This is a genomic window from Rhizobium jaguaris, from assembly GCF_003627755.1.
Taxonomy (GTDB): domain Bacteria; phylum Pseudomonadota; class Alphaproteobacteria; order Rhizobiales; family Rhizobiaceae; genus Rhizobium; species Rhizobium jaguaris.
Map to the genome: position 1 here is coordinate 1593831 of NZ_CP032695.1, position 20822 is coordinate 1614652.

Consider the following 20822-nt stretch of genomic DNA (forward strand, 5'->3'; position numbering starts at 1 on the left):
GAACTACTCCATCGCTTCGACATTTTGCGGAGCAAGCTTGCCTTTCAGCAAATCGAGCAAGGCCATTGCATTGCCCTTCAGGCGTCCCTTGCGATCGACCCAAGGCTCAGGCCGCCAGGCCTTGACGAAGTTGGCAATGAGGTTGCGGCCGATCTGGATCGATGCGTGGCGGGCGCTCATGGTGCGCTTGCGCATGAGATAGACCGGATTGGCGATCTGTGAATAGCCGAGCCTGACGCCGGGCGACCGGCCGACCTTGGTGCCGAGATGCACGCCTTCCAGTTGTTTGGCGCTGACCACCTGGCCATATCGGGCGACAAGCCGGCTGAAGTCGACATCCTCGAGCCAGCCATAGAAAGGCAGGTTCTCGTCGAAGCGCAGATTACCGGCTTTGATGATCGTCGTGCGGATAGCCATGTTGCAGCCATAGGCGTTGTAGACCGGCTGGAACTGCGCAACCGGCTCCGACCGCCGACGGCTCTTGGATTCGACCAGCCGCAATCCATCGCGGACGGAGATACCGGGGCCGGTGATCCCGTCGGCAAGCACCGTACCGGTGCACATGACGATGTCGGGATGGAGTTGGAACAGTCGTTCGGTCTCCTCAAGATAGTTCGGCGTCATGAGGAAATCGTCATCGACGAAGAGGACGATGTCCGCATCCGGCGTATTGTCGAGGATCCGGTTGCGCTGGCGGCAGAGTCCCCGTTCGGAGATCAGCACCCGTACCGGGAAATCGAGATCACGCAGGCAGCTCGGATCGATGTCTTCCGGCGAGGCGAGGCAGACGACGACCTCGTCGGGCTTGCGCGTCTGGCGAGCGATATGCGGGAGGATCGAGGACAGTATGTCCCGACGACCGGTGCTCGCGATGCCGACGACAAGTTTAAGCGGACGGCCCGACGGACGGCCCTCGAGCCGCCTGTCGGAAAAACGGGTTTCGCGAGCCTGCGGCTTGCGCCACCAGTGCCGGCGTTCGACATGCCGGCGCTTTTCGCTGCTGCGGTTGGCGATAATGCCAAGGATATTGATCGGCGTGGTACCGAAGCTTGCAAGCGCATCGGACAGCCGCTCCACCGTCATCTTCTTGGTATGCCCGACAACGACGACGATGCCTTCGAGATAGGAGCAGATGACGCGCGTATCGGCCGAATCCTCGAAAGCCGACATGTCGACGATGACCACTTTATAACGCCGGCGCAGCAGATCGATCTCTGCCTTCAACGCCGGCAGATGGCCATAGCGCTGGAACGCGGCGACGGATTTCTCGGTCTCGTCGACGGTGACGACCGGAACGCCGCTGCCATAGGCCTGAGCCGACTGCCTGTCGGCTTCCGGATCATGTTCGATGGTTGCAATGGACAGACCATTTTCATGCGCAACCGAATAGCGTCGCGGCACCTCGTTCATGCGCAGCACTTCCATGCCGAAATCCACTCCCGATTCCATCGCCACGCCGCTGAGGCGAGCATTGAGGAAATCGGCATCAACCAGCACCACCGACGCGCCTTCGTTCTGATAGAGCTGAGCGAGATTTGTCGCGATCGTCGTCTTGCCTTCGCCCGTGCCGACCGAAGTGATGCCGATCACCATGGGTGCATTCGCAGGGAAGGCGGAGTCGACCGAGTGCTTTACCCTGCGCAAGGCTTCGGAAAACTGCGAATAGGGCGTGTCGAGCACGGATCTGAGCGGCGACATGGTTCGTCGCCAGGAAGTGCTACTCGTCACGATATGACCGGGCACGAAGGCCGGGCTGGCATAAACGGGCACATGGCCGAGCGAGGTGATGCCGAGCTCGCGTCGCAGCTTTTCGCTGGAGCTGACGCGCCGATCCATTCCGTCGCGCATGAGCGCTACCCCGAGCCCTGCGGCAAGGCCGAGCATGGCGGAGAAGGGGATGACGATCGAAGATTTCGGCCAGGTCTTCGCCAAGGGCACGGCTGCGGCCGTGACGATACGGGCATTGCCGAGCGGGAAGGATTCCTTCTGCAGTGCGCCGATCAGCTGCTGCAGGATGCTTTCATACATGCGGCGATAGGTGGTTGCACGGCTCTCCATTTCGGAGAGTTCGACACGGGCCAGGTTCTTGTCCGTCCCGGTCTCCGTCAGCGCGGCCAGTTCGTCGTTGAGCAGTTGCTCGCGGGTCTGTGCCACTTCCAGATTGGAGCGATAGACGGCCTGGATGCGGGCGTATTCCTTCTGCATTTCGCCCTTTAGCCGATCGATCTCATCCTGAGCGGCGGCAATTGCCGGATTGCCGGCATCGTAGCGGCTGGCCAAGTTGTTGAGCTTGGTTGTCGCCGCACCGAGATCTTCCTGCAGCTTCTGTACCCGCGGGTTGTTGATCATTTCGTCGACATCGCCCTCGAGCTTTTCGCCGGCCATCAGGCGGTTGAGCGTCGCAAGCTTGGCGGATTCGGCCGCCGTCTGTGCCCGAGCTGCCAGCGCCTGGCTACTGATCTCCGACAATTGCTGCTGGTCGAGAGAGGAAGAGGTGCTGATCTCCATGATGCCGTTCTTGGCGCGAAACTCTTCGACGCTCATTGCGGCCTCTCGCGCCTGTCGCCCGACTTCTATCAGTCGCGTCTCGAGCCATTTCGCGCCGCTCTGGGCTGCCGAGGCGCGCTCGGTGAGCCCTGTACGAATGTAGGCGGCGGCAATGGCGTTCGCGGCGAGCGCCGCCTTGCGGGGATCGACCGAACTGTAGCCGATTTCCAGAATGTAAGATTGGCCGACACGATTGACCGTTACATGGGAGAGGAACGAGGCCATGGTGCGGCGCATCAGATCGTCTTCGGTCGGCGCAACCTTGACGGGTTCATCGGAGGAATGCTTGAAATAAGAGATGAGACCATGCAGCTGGTCGCGCAGGGCCGATTGCCATGACATACCGCCCACGATCTCAGGGTCCTCGCTGAGATTGAGCTTCTCGATCACTGCGCGGGCGATCGCCTCGGATTTGACGATTTCAACCTGGCTGGCAATCTCGGCAGCTTCGATGATGACCGTGCCGGTGAAGGCGTCCTGGGATGCAATGCGACCCTGTTCCGGGTCCATCACAAGCCGCGTCGTCGCCGTATAGATCGGCTGAGTGGTCTGTACATAGAACCCGCCAATGCCGAGCCCGAGCGCTGTAGCGACGATGAAGACCAGCATATGACGATGCAGGAAACGCCAAATATCGCGAAAGGAAATATATTCGCTTCCATTTGGCCGCTTGGCCTCGGACTGAGCACCGGGTACGCTTTTACCAATCTCGTGAACTGCCATGATATTTCCGCCCGACCTTGCTTCGATGAAATCTTGAAATCTATTGGGACTGTGTGGGATCGGCTGAGGACAGCATCGCGCTATCCAGGCTGTTGGAAACGTTGTAGCGAACATCCAGTACATCACCCGGCTGCAGCTCTGCCGTTTCCGGCACCTCAGTGGCAGTGCCATTGTCGCCACCACGGGTGATCCAATATTCAAGCGGCTGAAGATCAATCGCCTTCATGCTCTCGGAGCGAGACACCGAAGCGCCGGCGATCTGCAGCAGCTGCAGCGTCGTGGTGCGTTTCAGCTTGGTGTCTTCGAATTCGGTTTCGGTCGCCTGCAATTGCTGTCCTACCTCAGTCTTGCGCTGCCCCTTGAGGTTCAGTGCATCGCGTTCGGTCTCGCTGAGTTTTTGCTTGGCCTGCATGGAGGCGACGACGAGATCGAGTTTGCCGCTCTGCATGTCGGCGACGACGCGCTCCAAGGAGGTCTTGCGCGACGTGGTGAGGATCTTCGTGTCGACCAGCTTGGAAATGTCCTGCAATTCGTCCTGGGCGATCTTCACCTGCTCGTCCTGGGATGCCATTTTCTCTTCAAGAATGTCGATCTCGTTGCGCAGCAAGGTTTCGAGTTCTGCGGCAGCTTGAAGCTGTTGGCGCATCGCTTCGGCCCTGGCATTGAACACATCGATTTCGCTGGTCATGATCTGCCTGATGGCCGAGCCTTCGGGCGCCGCCTTGATTTCCGGCGGAAAATCGATGGTCGTCTGGTCATTCAATTCGGCCATCAAGCGGGCGCGCCGCGCGCTGAGCTGTTTCAATTGCAGCTCCATCCGGTTGATCTCGCCGGCATAGCTGATCTGTTGTGCGTCGTTGTATTCACCGGTCGGACTGGAACGGCGTTGGCGACCGCCAGCCATGGCGACAGCCTGTTTGACCGTTAGGCCCGGCCGGAATTCCAGTTCGCTGGGCTTCTCCACCTCACCGGAGACATAGAGCATCGGATATTTCACCACTTCGACGGAGGCAGTGGGCGCGGTGGCGAGACCGGTAATCTGCTTCAGCCGGTCGCCGATCTGGGCGGAGACATCGCTGGTGGTTTTATCGGCGACCGACATCTCCCCGATCATAGGGACGGAGATCGTGCCGGATTGCGAGACGGTATATTCGCCGTTCAGCGCCGTCCATTCCTTATATTCGCCCGTCGAAGCGACCCATTCGACGATCGCTACCTTCATCCGCGTCTGAGGTTTGATGTGGTAGTCTTGGCCCGGCGCGGCACTTGCCCTGTCGATAAAGGCGGTTCCAGAAAGTGCGAGCGTGAGAAACAGGCTGAGGATGGTGCCCGGCGTCTTCCGGCGGGCTCGTCTATGAGGAGCAGAAGCTGTCAACATGAGGCGCGATCTCGTTTTCGTGTCAGTCGCGCCGTTGCAACCTGCTGCAGCGCTATGGACTGAGATCATCCCCTGAACGCATTTCGAGTAAATCCCCTGCCGTAGGGTTATGCCTAATCCCTTCTGAGGAAAGAACGGGCGGCGCGCAGCGTTGGAGTAACGGCGAATATATCATTGAGTTTAAACCTTTTTCGCCGCCTAGACCTTTTGGTCATGACCTTCAACCATTTGGATGCGATGGAGGACCGATGTGGGTTCTGTCGCATTGCTCGCCGGCCGCACAATGATGTCCCGATCAACGACGGAGGAAGCGGGATGCGGGTCGCGATCGTTCATTATTGGCTGGTGTCGATGCGGGGCGGCGAGAAGGTGATCGAGGCGCTCTGCGACATGTATCCGGACGCCGATATCTTCACGCTCGTCTATGATGAAAGCCGTGTTTCCGAAAAAATCAGGAAACACAAGGTCACGACATCGTTCCTGCAGCGCATCCCGGGCGCAATCAAGGGCTACCAATCGCTGCTGCCGCTTATGCCCTTCGCGCTGGAGAGCTTCGATCTCAGCGGTTACGACCTGATAATCTCCAGCGAATCAGGCCCGGCCAAGGGCATTATCCCATCGCCCCAGGCGACACATATCTGCTATTGCCACTCGCCGATGCGCTACCTCTGGGATCACTATCATTTCTATCGCTCCAATGCCGGTTTCGCCTCACGGTTGATGTTGCCGGTGCTGGCGCCGCTGTTGCGGTCCTGGGACGTCAACACCAGCCTGCGCGTCGATCGCTTCATCGCCAATTCCCACCATGTCAGCGCCCGCATCGGCAAATATTACCGCCGCCCGGCGACCGTCCTCTATCCGCCGGTCTCGGTCGACGATTTCACCCCGGCTGCGGCAACCGAAGACTTCTACCTCTGCGCCGGCCAGCTCATTCCGTACAAACGGATCGACCTCGCCGTTCGGGCTTTTACAAAGATGAACCGCAACCTGGTCATTATCGGCGAAGGTAAGGAAATGGAGAGCCTCAAGCGTTTGGCCGGACCGACCGTCACCTTTCTCGGCCGTGCGCCATTCTCGGTGCTGAAAGAGAAACTGGCTCGCTGCCGCGCCCTGATTTTCCCCGGAGAAGAAGATTTCGGCATCGTTCCGGTCGAGGCCATGGCAAGCGGTCGGCCCGTTATCGCCTATGGCAGCGGCGGCGCGCTGGAAACTGTCGTTCCCAGTGTCAGCGGCATGTTGTTCGAGGAACAATCGATGGAGGCGCTGATCGACGCGGTGCATGACTTCGAAGACCATGAAGCTGCCTTCCGCCCAGACATTCTGCGTGCGCATGCGGCTCAATTCAGTCTCCGCAATTTCACGGAGGGCATGCAGGCGATCATCGATGAGGAACTGCTGGCACGCAAACCGGTCTCGCCGCGCAGCAACAACCGCAGCGCCGTCGCCATCCAACGCTTGTTCGAGGGACAGTTCCCTGCGCCCGCGACGGAAACGCCGCAACGTGTCGCTACTACCGAGCCAGTGACTGTGCACGCGCCGACCTTTTGAATTCATGTTCGGCCACTGGAAGATGTCATGCGAATGCATGATATTGTTCCGCAGCCACAGGAGGCTGAAATGGGATCGGATATATTGGTTCAGACCCGAATCGACGCGGAAATCAAAGAACGGGCAACAGCCGTTCTAGAGAATATGGGATTAACGGTATCGGATGCTGTCCGCATTCTGCTGACCCGTACGGCGAACGAGGGCGCTCTGCCGCTCGAACTTGTGAGCAACAGCGCTATTCACGACGCGTGGTTCCGCGCGAAAGTTCTGCAGGCGCTCGAAGATGTCAGACCCGACATCGACGATGCCGACGAGGAGAGTCATTTTGCCCTAGGGCGAAGGCACGCTTGACGTGCCCGAACAACGAAGGCGGATGCTTCGACGAGCAAATGCACTTTCCGGGATGCGCCAGCAACCGGAGCGGTGTATGGGATCGATAAGACCTTGCCGATCTCCCGAGATTTCCGCCCTATGCGCCTCAGCAACATCGCCATGTACACCGGTCAGCCGCCGCTCGTTGCCGCGACAGACGTTCTTTGGGCCTATATGCGCGACCGGCTGCGAAAAGCGGGTATAGCGGATGTCCCCGAGACATTGGAGAAGGACATCACGCATGACGAAGCCTGGATACGGCCTGGGCTTCTGTTGGCGCAGACTTGCGGCTTTCCCTATGTCAAACGCCTGCGAGGGAAGGTGCAGCTGGTAGCAACGCCAGTCTATGACCTGCCGGGCTGTGATGGCCCGTCGATGCGCAGCTTTGTCATCGTCCGCAAGGATTCGCCGGTAGAGGCGCTTGCGGATCTCCGTGGCCTGACCGCAGCCATCAACGATCCCAGCAGCAATTCCGGCACCAATCTTTTCCGAGCCGCGATCGCGCCGCTTGCTGAAAACGGACGCTTCTTCGGCTGCGTCATCGAAACCGGCGGGCATCTGCGCAGCATCGATGCGGTGGCCGCCGGAAAAGCCGATGTCGCCGCCATCGACTGCATCACTTTCGGCAACGCCAAACGCTTCGATCCTGATCGTGTCGCCGATGTCCGCATTCTGACAGAAACAGTTGCGGGACCTGGCTTGCCGTTCATCACCGGTTCGGAAACCTCGGCGGGGGATTTGACGTTGCTGCGTCAAATTCTCGCTGACATCGCAACCGAACCCACGCTTGCGGATGCTCGTGACGTCTTATCGCTGCGCCGTTTCGAGGTTCTCGGCGATGCCGATTATGAACCGCTGGCTGAGCTCGAGCGGCGGGCGATTGCGTTGGGTTATCCCGTCATCGCCTGAGCCCCGCTCTTCAGCCGCTCACTCCGCCGCCAACGTCACCGTCTGCTTCGCAAAGCGCGATGACGAAACTTCGACCGTGATCGCTCCCGTATCGCCGGTTGCCTGCAACCAGAATCCGGTGGTGCCACCTTGGAAGGCGACCGTCTCTGGGCCAATTACCTTGGCGGGGCCATTGATCTTGATTGTCGCGATGTCGTTGAGGAAGGGCAGGCGGGAGCCGGCTTGGTCTAGCGCGCGGATAATAACCCGGGTCGTGTCGCGATCGCCGGCGCGAAGCGTCAGGCTGTCGGCCTTCACTTCCAGAGTCGTTGGAACAGGATCGGCGACCATGTGCAGCGTGGTGACAGCCTTACCGCCGATGAGCCCGGTGAAATGCGCGTCCTCCCATTCCATGCCCCAAACGCCCAATTCATCCTGGGTGAAATGACGATGATCGAAGATAACGGGCGGATGCGGCAGATGCGGAAAATTCTCACGATCCGGTCCTAAGCGCTTGGTCAGCGAGCCGTAACGCAGCTCGACCTCGTCGCAATTGGTCAGCACGATGAGCGGTAGCGCGCCGCCGATATTGCGTTCGCCGCGCGCCCAGATCGTCACAGGCTTCATGACGATCTCTTCGGATGGTTCGCATTGGCTGGCATAGACGTAAGCTGCGAATTTCGGCTCGCGGAACATGTCCATGACGCCGTGGTAGCAGATGCGGTCGCCAGAGCCGAAATCGCTATGCGTGTTGTAGTCGAACATGCACCAGCCGATGGCGCCGGAAATCGACGGGTCACCATAGGCCGCGTTCAGCACCTCCAGATGCCTGCGCACATGCTCGGCCTGCCGCTGCTCCTGATCGTAGATCTTCGTCGGATACATATGGCCGCCGAACTCGGTGATCAGATAGGGCACGTTCTTCGAGAGGCCGGTATTTTCCTGCTGCGACCGCAGAGGCGTGCGCGGCCGATTGGCGCCCGGCAGCTCCTCGTTGCCGAGGATGAAGTCGTTCATCGTATAGACGTCTTCGAGCAATTCGCTCTCGGTGATGTAGCGCACGCCGCCGGTCTGGCGGGTCGAATCGAGTTCGCGCGCAAGCCTGTTGGTCTCGACGTAGAAATCGTGCGAATCCTGCGATTCGTTGATGCGGACGCCCCAGATGATGATCGACGGGTGATTCCAGTCGCGTTCGATCATGCGACGAACGTTACGGATCGATTCCTGCTTCCACGATTCGCCGCCAATATGCTGCCAGCCGGGGATTTCCTCGAAGACCAGCAAGCCGATGCGGTCGCAATGATCGAGGAACCAGGTCGATTGCGGATAGTGCGAAGTACGCACAACATTGCACTTCAAAGTGTCCTTCATGATCTCGGCGTCACGCTCCTGCGCGGAGCGGCCCATGGCATAGCCGACATAGGGGAACGCCTGGTGGCGGTTGAGGCCGCGCAGCTTGAGCTTGCGGCCATTCAGCAGAAAGCCTTCGGCCGTAAACTCGGCGGTGCGGAAGCCGAATGTCGCGACATATCGGTCCGAAACATGTTCCGTCTTCAGTTCGGCCTCGACAGTGTAAAGCACGGGATTGCCGAGTTCCCACAGCGAGACGCTATTCAGATTGTCGAAGGCAAAAGTCACGCTGCTGCCCGGCGTCTCGGTGAAGGCTGATGCCAGCACCGTGCCGTCCGTAGCGCGGAGGGTGGCCGTTACCGTGCCCCTGACGGCGAGGCCCTGTGGATTGGCGAGATCGCAGCGAACAGTGGCGGACTTTGCCGCAGCAAGCACATTGCCGGTCTCCACCTTGACGTTGGCGATCGAGACAGGTGCTGCGACCTTCAGCCAGACGTCGCGATAGATGCCGGCATAGGTGAGATAATCGATACGTCCGCCGAAGGGCGGAAGCTCCGGATTTTCGCTGCCGTCGATTTTGACTGTGATCAGGTTGTCGCCCTCTTTCAGGCGGCCGGTCAGCCGCGCTTCGAAGGGCGTATAGCCGTCCTTGTGCGCGATGATCTCCTCGCCATTGAGGTAGACGACCGCATCGGCCATGGCGGCATCGAACACAAGTGACACTTCACGTCCGGCAAAATCCGGACTCCAGGGCAGGACCTTCTGATAGGTGAAAGCGCGCTGATAGGATTTTTCATCGAAATAGTTGAACGGCAGCTCAACCGCTGTGTGCGGTAAGGTGACCGGCTGCCCTTCATGCCGATTGCCGGCATCAGCGGCCGAAAACCCCTCGTGAAAAGTCCAGGACTCATTGAAGGCGACAACAGAACGCATATTCAATCCTATCGATAGAGCCCGTCGCATCCCGGACGAAGGCGTGTTGCTTAGAAAAAATGCGGTCGCGACACGGACTGCGGTCGCGGTCGGGCGACATCTATACAGGCCTGCCACGACGGTGCAACGAAATCGGATATCGGATCAGGATTTCCTGATCGCCACCCTCTTGCCTGAGTTCCAAAAACCATACAATATACATACATTCCTTTTGGAGATACCGAGATGAGCGATGATCAGGCAGCGGCTTTCTGGACTCCCTCCGTCAGCAAGACGGCGGGGCCGGTCTACCTGGCAATCGCCGATGCGTTGCAGGCCGATATCCACGCCGGCCGTCTGGTATCGGGTACGCGCCTGCCGCCGCAGCGGGCGCTGGCCGAAGCGCTCGGCATCGACTTCACCACCGTCACCCGCGCCTATGCCGAAGCGCGCAGGCGAGGTCTGGTGGAAGGCCGGGTCGGGCAGGGCACCTATGTCAGCCAGGGCCGGACGGCTCCGTTGCGACAAAAATCCCTCCCGAGCGGGCTGGTCGACATGAGCATGAACCTGCCGCCATGCTTCGAGGATCAGGTCCTGACGGCGCGGATGTGGCAAGGGATCAACGGGTTGGAAACCAGCGATGGGTTGGACCTGCTGCTGCGCTACCAACAGCCCGGCGGCGCTGCCCGCGATCGCGAGGCTGGAGCAGAATGGCTTGCCAACCGGCTGCCCGGTATCCGGCCGGGACGTATTCTCGTCTGTCCCGGCGCCCAGGGTGCGCTGCTTGCTGTCACCGGCATGCTGACGGCTCCAGGCGACACTGTCTGCGCCGAGGCACTGACATATCCGGGCTTGCTCTCTGTCGCGGCGCACTTGCGGCTGACCGTCGCCGCTATAGAAAACGACGATAAAGGATTGATTCCAGAAGCTTTTGAGAAAGTTTGCCTTAATAGGAGACCCAAGGCGCTTTATTGCAATCCTACCATCAGCAATCCGACGACGATCACGCTGCCTCTGTCGCGACGCAAGGCCATTCTCGATATAGCCGCCCGTTATGATGTCGCGGTCATTGAGGACGATGCTTACGGCGCACTGCCGATGCAACCGGTCGCGCCGCTGGCGGCGCTTGCACCAGAGCGGGTCTATCATATTGCCGGCCTTGCCAAATGCCTGTCGCCTGCGCTGCGCATCGCCTATCTAGCCGCGCCGGATCTACGCGCGGCAACGAGGCTCGCAGGTGTCATCCGTGCCACCTCGGCCATGGCCTCGCCGCTTTCGGCTGCGATCGCCAGCCGCTGGATCGAAGACGGTACGGCGGAAGCTGTGCTTGCTGCGATCCGTCGTGAAACGAAACTGCGCCAGGCTATTGCCGCGGAATTGCTACCCGCCGCCAATCTGCTTGTCGATCCCGAGGGTTTCCACGCCTGGCTGCGGCTGCCTTCTGTCTGGCCGCGTGGCGAGTTCACGGCGCGGCTGCGTTCCGCCGGCATCGGCGTAGTCGCGAGCGATGCCTTTGCCCTTGGTCCGGCGCCGGAAGCGGTCCGCCTCGGGCTCGGTGCCGCAGAAGATCGCGGACATCTGCGCCAGAGCCTCGGCATTGTCGCCGACCTGCTGGCGGAGACTCCGGCAGCTTCGGCAATCGTCATCTGATTGGACAAATTGCCGCGGCTGCATATATTTCGAAACAATATGCATACAATAATTGACGATGTATGCATTTCATGTCATACAACTTTCAACAGGACGGCGGGTGACTTGAAGGTCGCCGATAGGGCCGCCCAGCTTCGAGACGAGCCGCATGGGGCGCTTCGCCTGCGAGGCTCTCGGGCATCACGCCTCCAGGCGAATGCCCGATTTTTGGAAGGGACAAACAATGTCATCCGAAGATTCATGGCCGCCGCTTCCCCCGCTCCAGACCGGTGTGCGCAGCCGCTGCCCGCGCTGCGGTCAGGGACATCTGTTCAAGGGTTTCCTAACGCTCCGCCCGTCCTGTGAAGTTTGCGGCCTCGACTATTCCTTTGCTGATCCGGCCGATGGTCCGGCCTTCTTCGTCATCTGCTTCGCCTGTATCCCGAGCGTCGCTCTTGCCGTCTGGCTCGAAGTCGCCTTCCAGGCTCCCTATTGGGTGCACGCCTTTACGACCCTGCCGTTCATGCTGCTCACTTGTATTCCGCCGCTGCGCCCGCTGAAGGGCTGGCTGGTGGCGAGTCAATATTTCTACAAGGCGGAAGAGGGCAAACTCGCACGCCTGGAAACGCCGCGTGACGACGGCGACTTGCATCCGCATTCTGCATAATCGGCCTATCTGGCTCTTGTGCTTCTGATTTCCTCCCCGGGGCTCCGCACTGCCGCGTACATGCCGGTGGTGCGGAATTCTGTAGGATTGATCCCGTAGGTGCGGCGGAACGCCTTCGAGAAATAATTGGCGTCGTCGAAACCGGACATGATCGCCACTTCCTTGACCGGAATGAACGCCGCTTTGGTCAAGAGCTTGGCCGCTCGTTGCATACGTTGTTGCAGGACGAATTCCGCCGGCGGCAGACCTTCACTATCGGCGAAGACACGTGAGAAATGGGCGCGGCTGAGACCGCTCACCTTGGCAAGTTCGCTGACCGGCAGCGGTTTCTCGAGATTGGCGTCGATATAGTCGATGACTGTCTGCATGGCGGACCGGTCGGCAGCGACGGCATGCGAACCGAAAACATCGTCGTAAAGCGCCATTGCGGCTTCATAGGCCACCGCTGAAGCCGAAGCCGGCGTGGTGGCGCCTCTTACAAGCCGCAGGCTGCAATCCGCAAGATGATCGATCGTCGACTGCTGCAATTTCAAGAGCGGCCCTGCGGCGGCCAGGATCAGGCGATGGATACGCAGCGCTTCCTCGCCGTTCATCGATATCCAGAAATATTCCCAGCGCTCGCCCTTTTCCAACCAATAGCGATGATTGTGGGGCACCAGCACCAATAACGTATCGCCGGAGCCGAGACGGTAGTTGCGGTTCTCGTAACGCAGCCGGCCGCTGCCGCTGATCGTATGCTGCAACACCGTGAATGGCGTTTGGCCGCGCCGGCGACCGTCCCAATCGTAGAGCTCGTTATCCCTTATTTCATAACCGGCGCTGGTCGGCATGGCATGCAGCCGGTGGCGTCCGCGCGGCAGCGAAACAGTCCGCATGGTTTGGCCGTTGGCGATCAAATCTTGCAGCACAAAATTACCCTTGAAAGCATAATAGTTCTCTGGTCGGCCCGATGATTATAGGCATAATTCCGCCCAGAAAACAGCATGCACCTGCCGATGAGGACCGGCAGAAGGAGGAGAAAGTGCTGATTTTGCCATTGTTGCGCTGTCGGCGCGATGATGGGATGAAAACACCATCTTCTTCTCCGCTGCTGATTGTTTGATCGACTTCAAGGTGAGGATCATGAGTTTCAAAATCGCCATTATCGGCGCAGGCAGCGTCGGCTTCACGAAAAAATTGTTCACCGACATTCTCTGCGTGCCGGAATTCCGCGACGTGGAATTCGCGCTCACCGATGTCAGCGAGCACAATCTGACAATGATCAAGGCGATCCTCGACCGGATCGTCGAGGCGAACAAGCTGCCGACGCGCGTGACCGCCACGACGGAGCGCCGCAAGGCGCTGGCTGGCGCGCGCTACGTCATTAGCTGCGTGCGCGTCGGCGGGCTGGAAGCCTATGCCGAAGATATCCGCATTCCCCTGAAGTATGGCATCGACCAATGTGTCGGCGATACGATCTGCGCCGGCGGCATTCTCTACGGCCAGCGCAACATTCCCGTCATTCTCGATTTCTGCAAAGATATCCGTGAGGTCGCCGAAACAGGCGCGAAGTTCCTCAACTATGCCAACCCCATGGCGATGAACACCTGGGCGGCGATCAAGTATGGCAAGGTCGATACGATCGGTCTCTGCCATGGCGTCCAGCACGGGGCCGAGCAGATCGCGGAAGTTCTCGGCGCCAAGGACAAGTCGGAGCTCGACTACATCTGCTCGGGCATCAACCACCAGACCTGGTTCGTTGACCTGCGCCTCAATGGCCGCAAGATCGGCAAGGATGAGCTTGTCGCCGCATTCGAGGCCCATCCGGTCTATTCGCAACAGGAAAAGCTGCGCATTGATGTGCTGAAGCGTTTTGGCGTCTATTCGACCGAGAGCAACGGTCATCTCTCCGAATACCTGCCTTGGTATCGGAAGCGGCCGGACGAGATCAACAAGTGGATCGACATGTCCGACTGGATCCACGGCGAGACGGGCGGCTATCTTCGCCATTCAACCGAAACGCGCAACTGGTTCGAGACGGAATTCCCGCAGATCCTCGACAGCGCCTCAAAGCCGATCGATCCGGCCAAGCGCTCGAACGAGCATGCGAGCCATATCCTTGAGGCGCTGGAGACCAATCGCGTCTATCGCGGCCATTTCAACGTCAAGAACAACGGCGTCATCACCAATCTGCCTGCCGACGCCATCATCGAATCGCCCGGTTTCGTCGATCGCTTCGGCATCAACATGGTGGCCGGAATCACGCTGCCGGAAGCCTGTGCTGCGACCTGTATCTCCTCGATCAACGTCCAGCGCATGTCGGTTCACGCCGCCGTCAGCGGCGATCTTGACCTGCTGAAGCTTGCGGTTCTGCATGATCCGCTGGTCGGTGCCGTATCGACGCCGGAGGAAGTCTGGCAGATGGTCGATGAAATGATCGTCGCCGAAGCCCGCTGGCTGCCCCAATATGCGGATGCCGTCGAAGGTGCGAAGGACCGTCTGTCGCGCGGCAAGGTGAAAACCCGCGATTGGAAGGGTGCGGCCAGCCGCAACGTGCGCTCGATCGAGGAGCTGAGAGCCGAAAAAGCAGCCATGAAGCAGGCTGGTTAAGGAATGGGCATTCGGGACAGGTTGGCTGCGGCGGGGCTTTCAGGAGGAGACCTGTCGCACGACGCCAGCCGGTTCCCGTTCGATAGAGGAGTGCGGCGCACCCACGGGGACGCTCGCGATAATGGGAGAGAGAAAACGATGAAACATGTTCGACCGATCAGCATTCTTGCGGCGCTGACGATTGCCACATCCGCAATCGCCATGAGCGCCTACGCATCCGAACCGACGGTGCCACCCGTGCCGCCGGTTTTCCCGGCCGAGGGCAAGATCAAATACGTGCCGCGCGACTCCATCCTGGAGTTCAAGGCGCTGCCGGAATATCACGAGCCGGGTTGGGTCACCGACAAATTCGTCAAGACCGGCAAGCTGCCACCGGTCAAGGATCGCCTGCCGAAGGAGCCGCTCGTCTATAAGACCGGCAACATGCCCGACGGTGTCGGTGTTTACGGCGACACGCTGCGCCATGTCATCGGCGGCCGGCCGGAAGGATGGAACTACGGCGCCGGCCAGACGCAAGGGTGGGGCGGCATCGATATCGGTCTTTCGGAGTGCCTAACGCGCACCGCGCCGCTGTTCCAGGTCGAGGCGAAGGATACCGAACCACTGCCTAATCTAGCCAAGAGCTGGGAATGGTCGCCGGACGGCCACAAGCTCACCATGCACCTGATCGAAGGGGCGAAATGGTCCGACGGCGTACCCTTTAACGCCGACGACATCATGTTTTACTGGGAAGATGAAGTTATCGATCCGAATGTCTCGCCGCTCGGCGGTGGCGCATCGCCGGAAGCCTTCGGCGACGGCACGACACTCAAGAGGATCGACGATTATACGGTCGAATGGACCTTCAAGGACGCTTTCCCGAAGCAATATCTCTACACGATGGCCTATCCCAATTTCTGCCCGGGTCCATCGCATATCCTGAAGCCGCAGCACCCGAAATATTCGAAGAACACCTACGATCAGTTCAAGAACGCCTTCCCGCCGGAATATATGAACATACCGGTCATGGGTGCCTGGGTGCCGGTCGAATACCGTTCCGACGACATCATCGTCCTGCGCCGCAATCCCTATTACTGGAAGGTCGACGAGAAGGGTAATCAACTGCCTTACCTCAACGAGCTGCACTACAAGCTCTCGACCTGGGCGGACCGCGACGTGCAGGCAGTTGCCGGCTCCGGCGATCTTTCCAATCTGGAGCAGCCGGAAAACTTCGTCGCTTCGCTGAAGCGCGCCGCCCAGCCTGACGCTCCCGCGCGTCTTGCCTTCGGTCCGCGGCTCATTGGCTATAACTTGCAGATGAACTTCTCCGCCAACGGCTGGGGTAACCCGGACGCACGAGGCCAGGCAATCCGCGAGCTCAATCGCAACGAGGATTTCCGCAAGGCCGTGACCATGGCGCTCGATCGCAAGGCGATCGGTGACTCCCTGGTCAAGGGGCCGTTCACGGCGATCTATCCGGGCGGCCTGTCCTCGGGCACCAGCTTCTACGACCGCAACTCGACCGTCTATTATCCCTTTGACCTTGCCGCCGCGAAGGCGGAGCTGGCGAAGGCCGGCCTCAAAGACACCGACGGCGACGGCATCGTCAATTTCCCGGCCGGTGTCGCCGGCGGCAAGAATGTCGAAATCACGCTGCTGGTCAGTAACGACTACACCACGGACAAGAGCCTTGCCGAGGGCGTCGTGGCCCAGATGGAAAAACTCGGGCTTCGAGTCATCATCAACGCACTCGACGGACCGAAGCGCGACGACGCCAACTATAGCGGCCGCTTCGACTGGATGGTCCGACGCAACAGCACGGAATTGGCCTCGGTGGTTCAGAACACCGAACAGCTTGCTCCGGTTGGCCCGCGCACGAGCTGGAACCACCGCGCGCCCGAAAGTGGTCAGGTGGACCTGATGCCCTTTGAAAAGGAGATGGTCGATATCGTCAACAAGTTCACGACTACACAGAATAGCGACGAGCGCGTGGCTCTGATGAAGCAATATCAGAAGCTCTCGACCGAACACCTCTACAACATCGGTCTGACCGAATATCCGGGCGCGCTCATCATCAACAAGCGCTTCTCGAATGTTCCTCCGGGTACGCCAATCTTCATGTTCAACTGGGCCGAGGACTCCATCATCCGCGAGCGCCTGTGGGTCGCGGCCGATAAGCAGGGCAAATACGAGCTGTTCCCCGAGCAGCTTCCGGGCGCTCCGGGCAGCGCCGGTCCGATCAACTAATGGAGCGCGGCAGCCGGCCACCGGGCCGACTGCCCACCACAAGCCAAGTATTCCGACTGCATCGCGATGCAGTCGGGCAAAGGTGAACCCAGCCGGTCCGTGCTATCCTTAGGGATGCAGACCACCGGCGGTAAGAAGAGAAGCGAACCGTCCCATGTTGCGATTCCTGCTCATGCGCATAGCCTCTGCCGTACCCGTGCTCATCATCCTGAGCGTGGTGACTTTTGCCATTATCCAGGCACCGCCCGGTGATTATGCCGACTTCATCCGCTCGCAATTGATGAACCAGGGTGGCGCGTCCTTTGCCCAGGCCGATGCTCAGGCGCAGATCTACCGTCATGAACATGGGCTCGATAAGCCGATCGTCGTGCAGTATTTCAACTGGATCGGCGGGATCGTGACCCGAGGCGATTTCGGCTACAGCATGTTCTACAACAAGCCCGTCGCCGATGTTGTCGGCGAGCGCCTGCCGCGGACCCTGGCGCTCGCTCTCGTATGCCATCTCTTTGCCTCCGTTCTCGGTATCGGCTTCGGCATATGGGCTGCCACCAGACAATATAGCTGGATCGATAGCCTGCTTTCCGGCATCTCATTCCTCGGCATGACGGTGCCGCGCTTCCTGATGGCGCTGATCATCGTCTATATTCTCGTCTTCCAGCTCAACGTCTCGGAAATCGGCAGCTTCTATTCGCCGCAATTTGGCGGTGCGCCGTGGTCATGGGACAAGTTCGTCGATCTGGTCAAGCATGTCTGGCCGGTCGTCGCGATCGCCACTTTCGGCGGGCTTGCCTATAACATGCGCGTCATGCGCGGCAATCTGCTCGACACGTTGAATGCGCAATATGTCGAGACTGCCCGCGCCAAGGGCCTGTCCGGCGGTGCTGTCGTCATGCGCCATGCCGTGCCCAATGCCCTGCATCCACTCGTCATGTATCAGGGTGTCGTACTGCCCTATATGCTGACTGGCGAGATCGAAACCGCCATCATCTTTGCATTGCCGACCGTGGGGCCTGCGATCGTCGGCTCGATGGCAGTCGGCGACGTTTATGTCACCGCCACTTTCATGATGGTGCTGTCAGCGACGCTGATCGTCGGCAATATCATCGCCGACATGCTGCTCGCCCTGCTCGATCCCCGTGTCCGCCAACAGGGAGGGATCCACTGATGCTCGCCTTCAGCACCCCCGCACCTCCGCTCGACGACGATAAGATTAAACCGAAAAGCGGCAATGAAAGCTATATCGCGCTCGTTTGGCGCCGCCTGAAGCGCTCCTGGACAGGCATGGGTGGCCTGATCCTTGTCGTCCTCTTGCTGCTGATGTCGCTCTTGGCCGAATTTGTCGCACCCGTCGACCCAAAGGCGACCGATACCGGTTTTGCGCCGCCGCAGGTGATCAGCTTCCACGACAAGGACGGCAATTTCGTCTTCCAGCCGCGGGTTTATGCGCTCGCCGAAACCGAGGAGCTCGATCCGGTCACCTTCCAGCCGATCGTCGGGCCGGACTACAACAATCCGCGTTTGCTTGGCTTCTTCGTCAAGGGCGCTCCCTATAAGCTGTTTGGCCTGATCCCCGGAAACCGCCATCTCTTCGGCTCGACCGACAGCCAGCCGGTGCATTTCCTCGGTACCGACAAGTTCGGCCGCGATGTGCTCTCCCGTGCCATTTATGGTTCGCGCATCTCGTTGATGATCGCACTGACTGTCGTCTCCATCGTCACCGTCGTCGGCACGACCGTCGGCATGGTCTCCGGCTATTTCGGGGGCACGCTCGACGCCTGGATCCAGCGTTTCGTCGAACTGGTGCTGGCCTTTCCGCAATTACCGCTCTATCTGGCGCTGACCTCGTTGATCCCGGTCACGGCGCCGACCAACGTCTTCCTCGCCTTCGTCATCATCGTCATGTCGGCGCTCGGCTGGGCGCAGATGTCACGCGAGGTGCGCGGCAAGACTTTGGCCCTGGCGCGGATCGACTATGTTCGCGCTGCGATGGCGGTCGGGGCGACCGACCGACGCATCATCCTCCAGCATATTTTTCCGAACGTCATGAGCCACGTCATCGTCACCGTGACGCTGGCAATCCCGAGCGTCGTGCTGCTCGAATCCTTCCTCGGTTTCCTGGGGTTCGCGGTCAAGCCGCCGCTGATCTCCTGGGGGCTGATGCTGCAGGACACGTCTACCTATTCTGTCATCGGCTCCTATCCCTGGATCCTCTCACCCGTCGCCTTCGTGCTCGTCACCGTCTTTGCGTTCAATGCGCTCGGCGATGGCCTGCGCGATGCGATCGATCCCTATTGATAGGACACAGACCATGGCTCTCGCACTCGTCAATCCCTTCGCCCCCGATGCCAGGCTGGATGCTGCCAGCAAAACCGTGCCGCCCGTCATCGACGCCCGCAACGTCGCCGTCAAATTCAAGGTCGAGGACGGCATCATCGATGCCGTCAAGGATATCTCCTTCCAGCTCTATCGCGGCGAAACCATCGCCATCGTCGGCGAATCCGGCTCGGGAAAATCGGTGACCGCCCGTACGGTGATGGGTCTGCTCACGAAACGTGCCGTCGTCTCGAAGACATCCACCGTCAGCTACGACGGCAAGAATGTGCTGAAATTTTCCGAACGCGCCCGTCGGCAGCTACGTGGCGATCGCATCTCGATGATTTTTCAGGAGCCGATGAGTTCGCTGAACCCGATCTATACGATCGGCAGCCAGATCGTCGAGGCGATCCGCGTTCACCGCAAGATCGGCCGCCGTGAGGCAGAGAGGCGGGCGCTGGCGCTGCTGCAGCAAGTGCAGATTCCCGATCCGGAAGCGCGGCTCAAGCAATATCCGCATCAGCTTTCCGGTGGCCAGCGTCAGCGCGTGATGATCGCCATGGCACTCGCCAACGACCCGGACGTGCTGATCGCCGACGAGCCGACCACTGCGCTTGACGTCACCGTGCAGGCACAGATCCTGAACCTGATCCGCAACCTGCAAAAACAGCTCGGCATGGCGGTGATCCTGATCACCCACGATCTGACCGTGGTCAGGCAGTTTTCCGACTATGTCTACGTCATGCAGCATGGCGAGATGCGCGAGCACAATACGACGGAAGAGCTCTTCGCCCATCCGCAACATCCCTATACTCAGCATCTGCTCGCCTCCGAGCCGCGGGGGCAGGCGAAGCCGCTGCCGCCGGACTGCGACACCATTCTCGAGGGCAAGTCCGTCAAGGTCGCTTTCATGCTGCGCCACGGCACCTTCCTCAAACCTGATCTTCGTGAGCTGGTCGCAGTCGACGGCCTCAGCCTGGAGCTTCGCCGGCACGAGACGCTGGGGCTTGTCGGCGAATCCGGCTCCGGCAAGACCACTTTCGGCCAGGCGCTCCTGCGGCTGATCGATGCTGATAGCGGCGGAATCTATTTCGACCGGCAAGCGATCCACGGCCGCTCGCGGACCGAGATGCGACCGCTGCGCTCGCGCATGCAGATCGTATTCCAGGATCCTTTCTCCTCGCTCAACCCGCGCATGCCGATCGGCCAGATCATCGCCGAGGGGCTGGTGGTCAATAATATCGGCGCCAACAAGGCGGAGCGGCTGGAGCGGGTGAAGGAAGCGCTGGTCAGCGCCGGCATGCCCTCGAACATCCTGTCGCGCTTCCCCCATGAATTCTCGGGCGGCCAGCGCCAGCGCATCGCCATTGCCCGGGCTATCGCGCTCGAACCGGAATTCATCCTGCTCGATGAGCCGACCTCGGCGCTCGACCTTTCTGTCCAGGCGCAAATCATCGATCTCCTGCGCAAGCTGCAGGACGAACGAGGCCTGAGTTATCTTTTCATCTCCCACGACCTTAAGGTCGTCCGCGCCCTTTGCCATCGCGTCATCGTCATGCAGCACGGCAAGATCATGGAAGAGGGGCCTGTCGACGACGTTCTTTCCCATCCCAAGACCGCTTACACCGAGCGCCTCGTCAGAGCGGCGTTCGAGGTAGCCTCATAAGCATTCAGGAGATT

The 20822-nt window shown here is 60.0% G+C and carries 14 protein-coding genes; 10 read left to right on the forward strand and 4 right to left on the reverse strand.

Translation table 11 applies throughout. The features are described from left to right. Positions 1–3: 3 nt before the first annotated feature. A complete protein-coding gene (locus CCGE525_RS29635) occupies positions 4–3270 on the reverse strand; it encodes a nucleotide-binding protein (RefSeq protein WP_245472207.1) in 3267 nt (1088 codons plus the stop codon). 40 nt (positions 3271–3310) lie between these two features. Continuing rightward, positions 3311–4648, reverse strand: a complete 1338-nt coding sequence (locus tag CCGE525_RS29640) for a polysaccharide biosynthesis/export family protein (protein WP_120707793.1) — start codon at positions 4646–4648, stop codon at positions 3311–3313. A gap of 315 nt (positions 4649–4963) precedes the next feature. Between CCGE525_RS29640 and CCGE525_RS29645 the strand changes: the two genes are divergently transcribed. The 3 genes from CCGE525_RS29645 (at position 4964) to CCGE525_RS29655 (ending at position 7477) form a co-directional block, all read left to right on the forward strand. Continuing rightward, positions 4964–6196, forward strand: coding sequence for a glycosyltransferase (locus tag CCGE525_RS29645; RefSeq protein ID WP_120707794.1), 1233 nt, complete (start codon positions 4964–4966; stop codon positions 6194–6196). Positions 6197–6265: 69 nt separating this feature from the next. After that, positions 6266–6547 (forward strand): type II toxin-antitoxin system RelB/DinJ family antitoxin, encoded by a 282-nt coding sequence (locus tag CCGE525_RS29650; RefSeq protein WP_120708698.1) that lies wholly within the window; start codon positions 6266–6268, stop codon positions 6545–6547. Positions 6548–6667: 120 nt separating this feature from the next. Beyond that, a complete protein-coding gene (locus CCGE525_RS29655) occupies positions 6668–7477 on the forward strand; it encodes a phosphate/phosphite/phosphonate ABC transporter substrate-binding protein (protein ID WP_120707795.1) in 810 nt (269 codons plus the stop codon). 18 nt (positions 7478–7495) lie between these two features. Here the strand turns inward: CCGE525_RS29655 and CCGE525_RS29660 are convergent, their stop codons facing one another. Beyond that, positions 7496–9739, reverse strand: coding sequence for a glycoside hydrolase family 2 protein (locus tag CCGE525_RS29660; RefSeq protein WP_120707796.1), 2244 nt, complete (start codon positions 9737–9739; stop codon positions 7496–7498). 225 nt (positions 9740–9964) lie between these two features. Between CCGE525_RS29660 and CCGE525_RS29665 the strand changes: the two genes are divergently transcribed. Together CCGE525_RS29665 and CCGE525_RS29670 are read left to right on the forward strand one after the other, a co-directional pair. Further along, entirely contained in the window at positions 9965–11368 is a 1404-nt protein-coding gene (locus tag CCGE525_RS29665) for an aminotransferase-like domain-containing protein (protein ID WP_120707797.1), read from the forward strand. A 223-nt stretch (positions 11369–11591) separates the two neighbouring features. Continuing rightward, entirely contained in the window at positions 11592–12014 is a 423-nt protein-coding gene (locus CCGE525_RS29670; protein WP_120707798.1) for a DUF983 domain-containing protein, read from the forward strand. A gap of 5 nt (positions 12015–12019) precedes the next feature. On the opposite strand, the gene CCGE525_RS29675 is transcribed toward CCGE525_RS29670, so the two are convergent. Then, complete coding sequence (locus tag CCGE525_RS29675) at positions 12020–12889, reverse strand: AraC family transcriptional regulator (RefSeq protein ID WP_342637459.1); 870 nt, start codon at positions 12887–12889, stop codon at positions 12020–12022. 247 nt (positions 12890–13136) lie between these two features. Between CCGE525_RS29675 and melA the strand changes: the two genes are divergently transcribed. From melA to CCGE525_RS29700, 5 genes are all read left to right on the forward strand, one after another. After that, positions 13137–14603: an alpha-glucosidase/alpha-galactosidase gene (melA, locus tag CCGE525_RS29680; protein WP_120708699.1), complete on the forward strand. Its 1467-nt coding sequence runs from the start codon at positions 13137–13139 to the stop codon at positions 14601–14603. Between the two features lie 138 nt (positions 14604–14741). Beyond that, the gene (locus CCGE525_RS29685) at positions 14742–16829 is read left to right on the forward strand and encodes an ABC transporter substrate-binding protein (protein WP_120707800.1); all 2088 of its coding nucleotides are present in this window, start codon (positions 14742–14744) and stop codon (positions 16827–16829) included. Positions 16830–16983: 154 nt separating this feature from the next. Next, positions 16984–17994 (forward strand): ABC transporter permease, encoded by a 1011-nt coding sequence (locus tag CCGE525_RS29690; RefSeq protein ID WP_120707801.1) that lies wholly within the window; start codon positions 16984–16986, stop codon positions 17992–17994. Further along, entirely contained in the window at positions 17994–19124 is a 1131-nt protein-coding gene (locus tag CCGE525_RS29695) for an ABC transporter permease (protein WP_120707802.1), read from the forward strand. The genes CCGE525_RS29690 and CCGE525_RS29695 overlap by 1 nt, the downstream gene beginning before the upstream one ends. Positions 19125–19137: 13 nt before the next feature. After that, on the forward strand, positions 19138–20808 hold the full coding sequence (locus CCGE525_RS29700; RefSeq protein ID WP_120707803.1) for an ABC transporter ATP-binding protein: 1671 nt from the start codon (positions 19138–19140) through the stop codon (positions 20806–20808). The last annotated feature ends 14 nt before the right edge of the window (positions 20809–20822 follow it).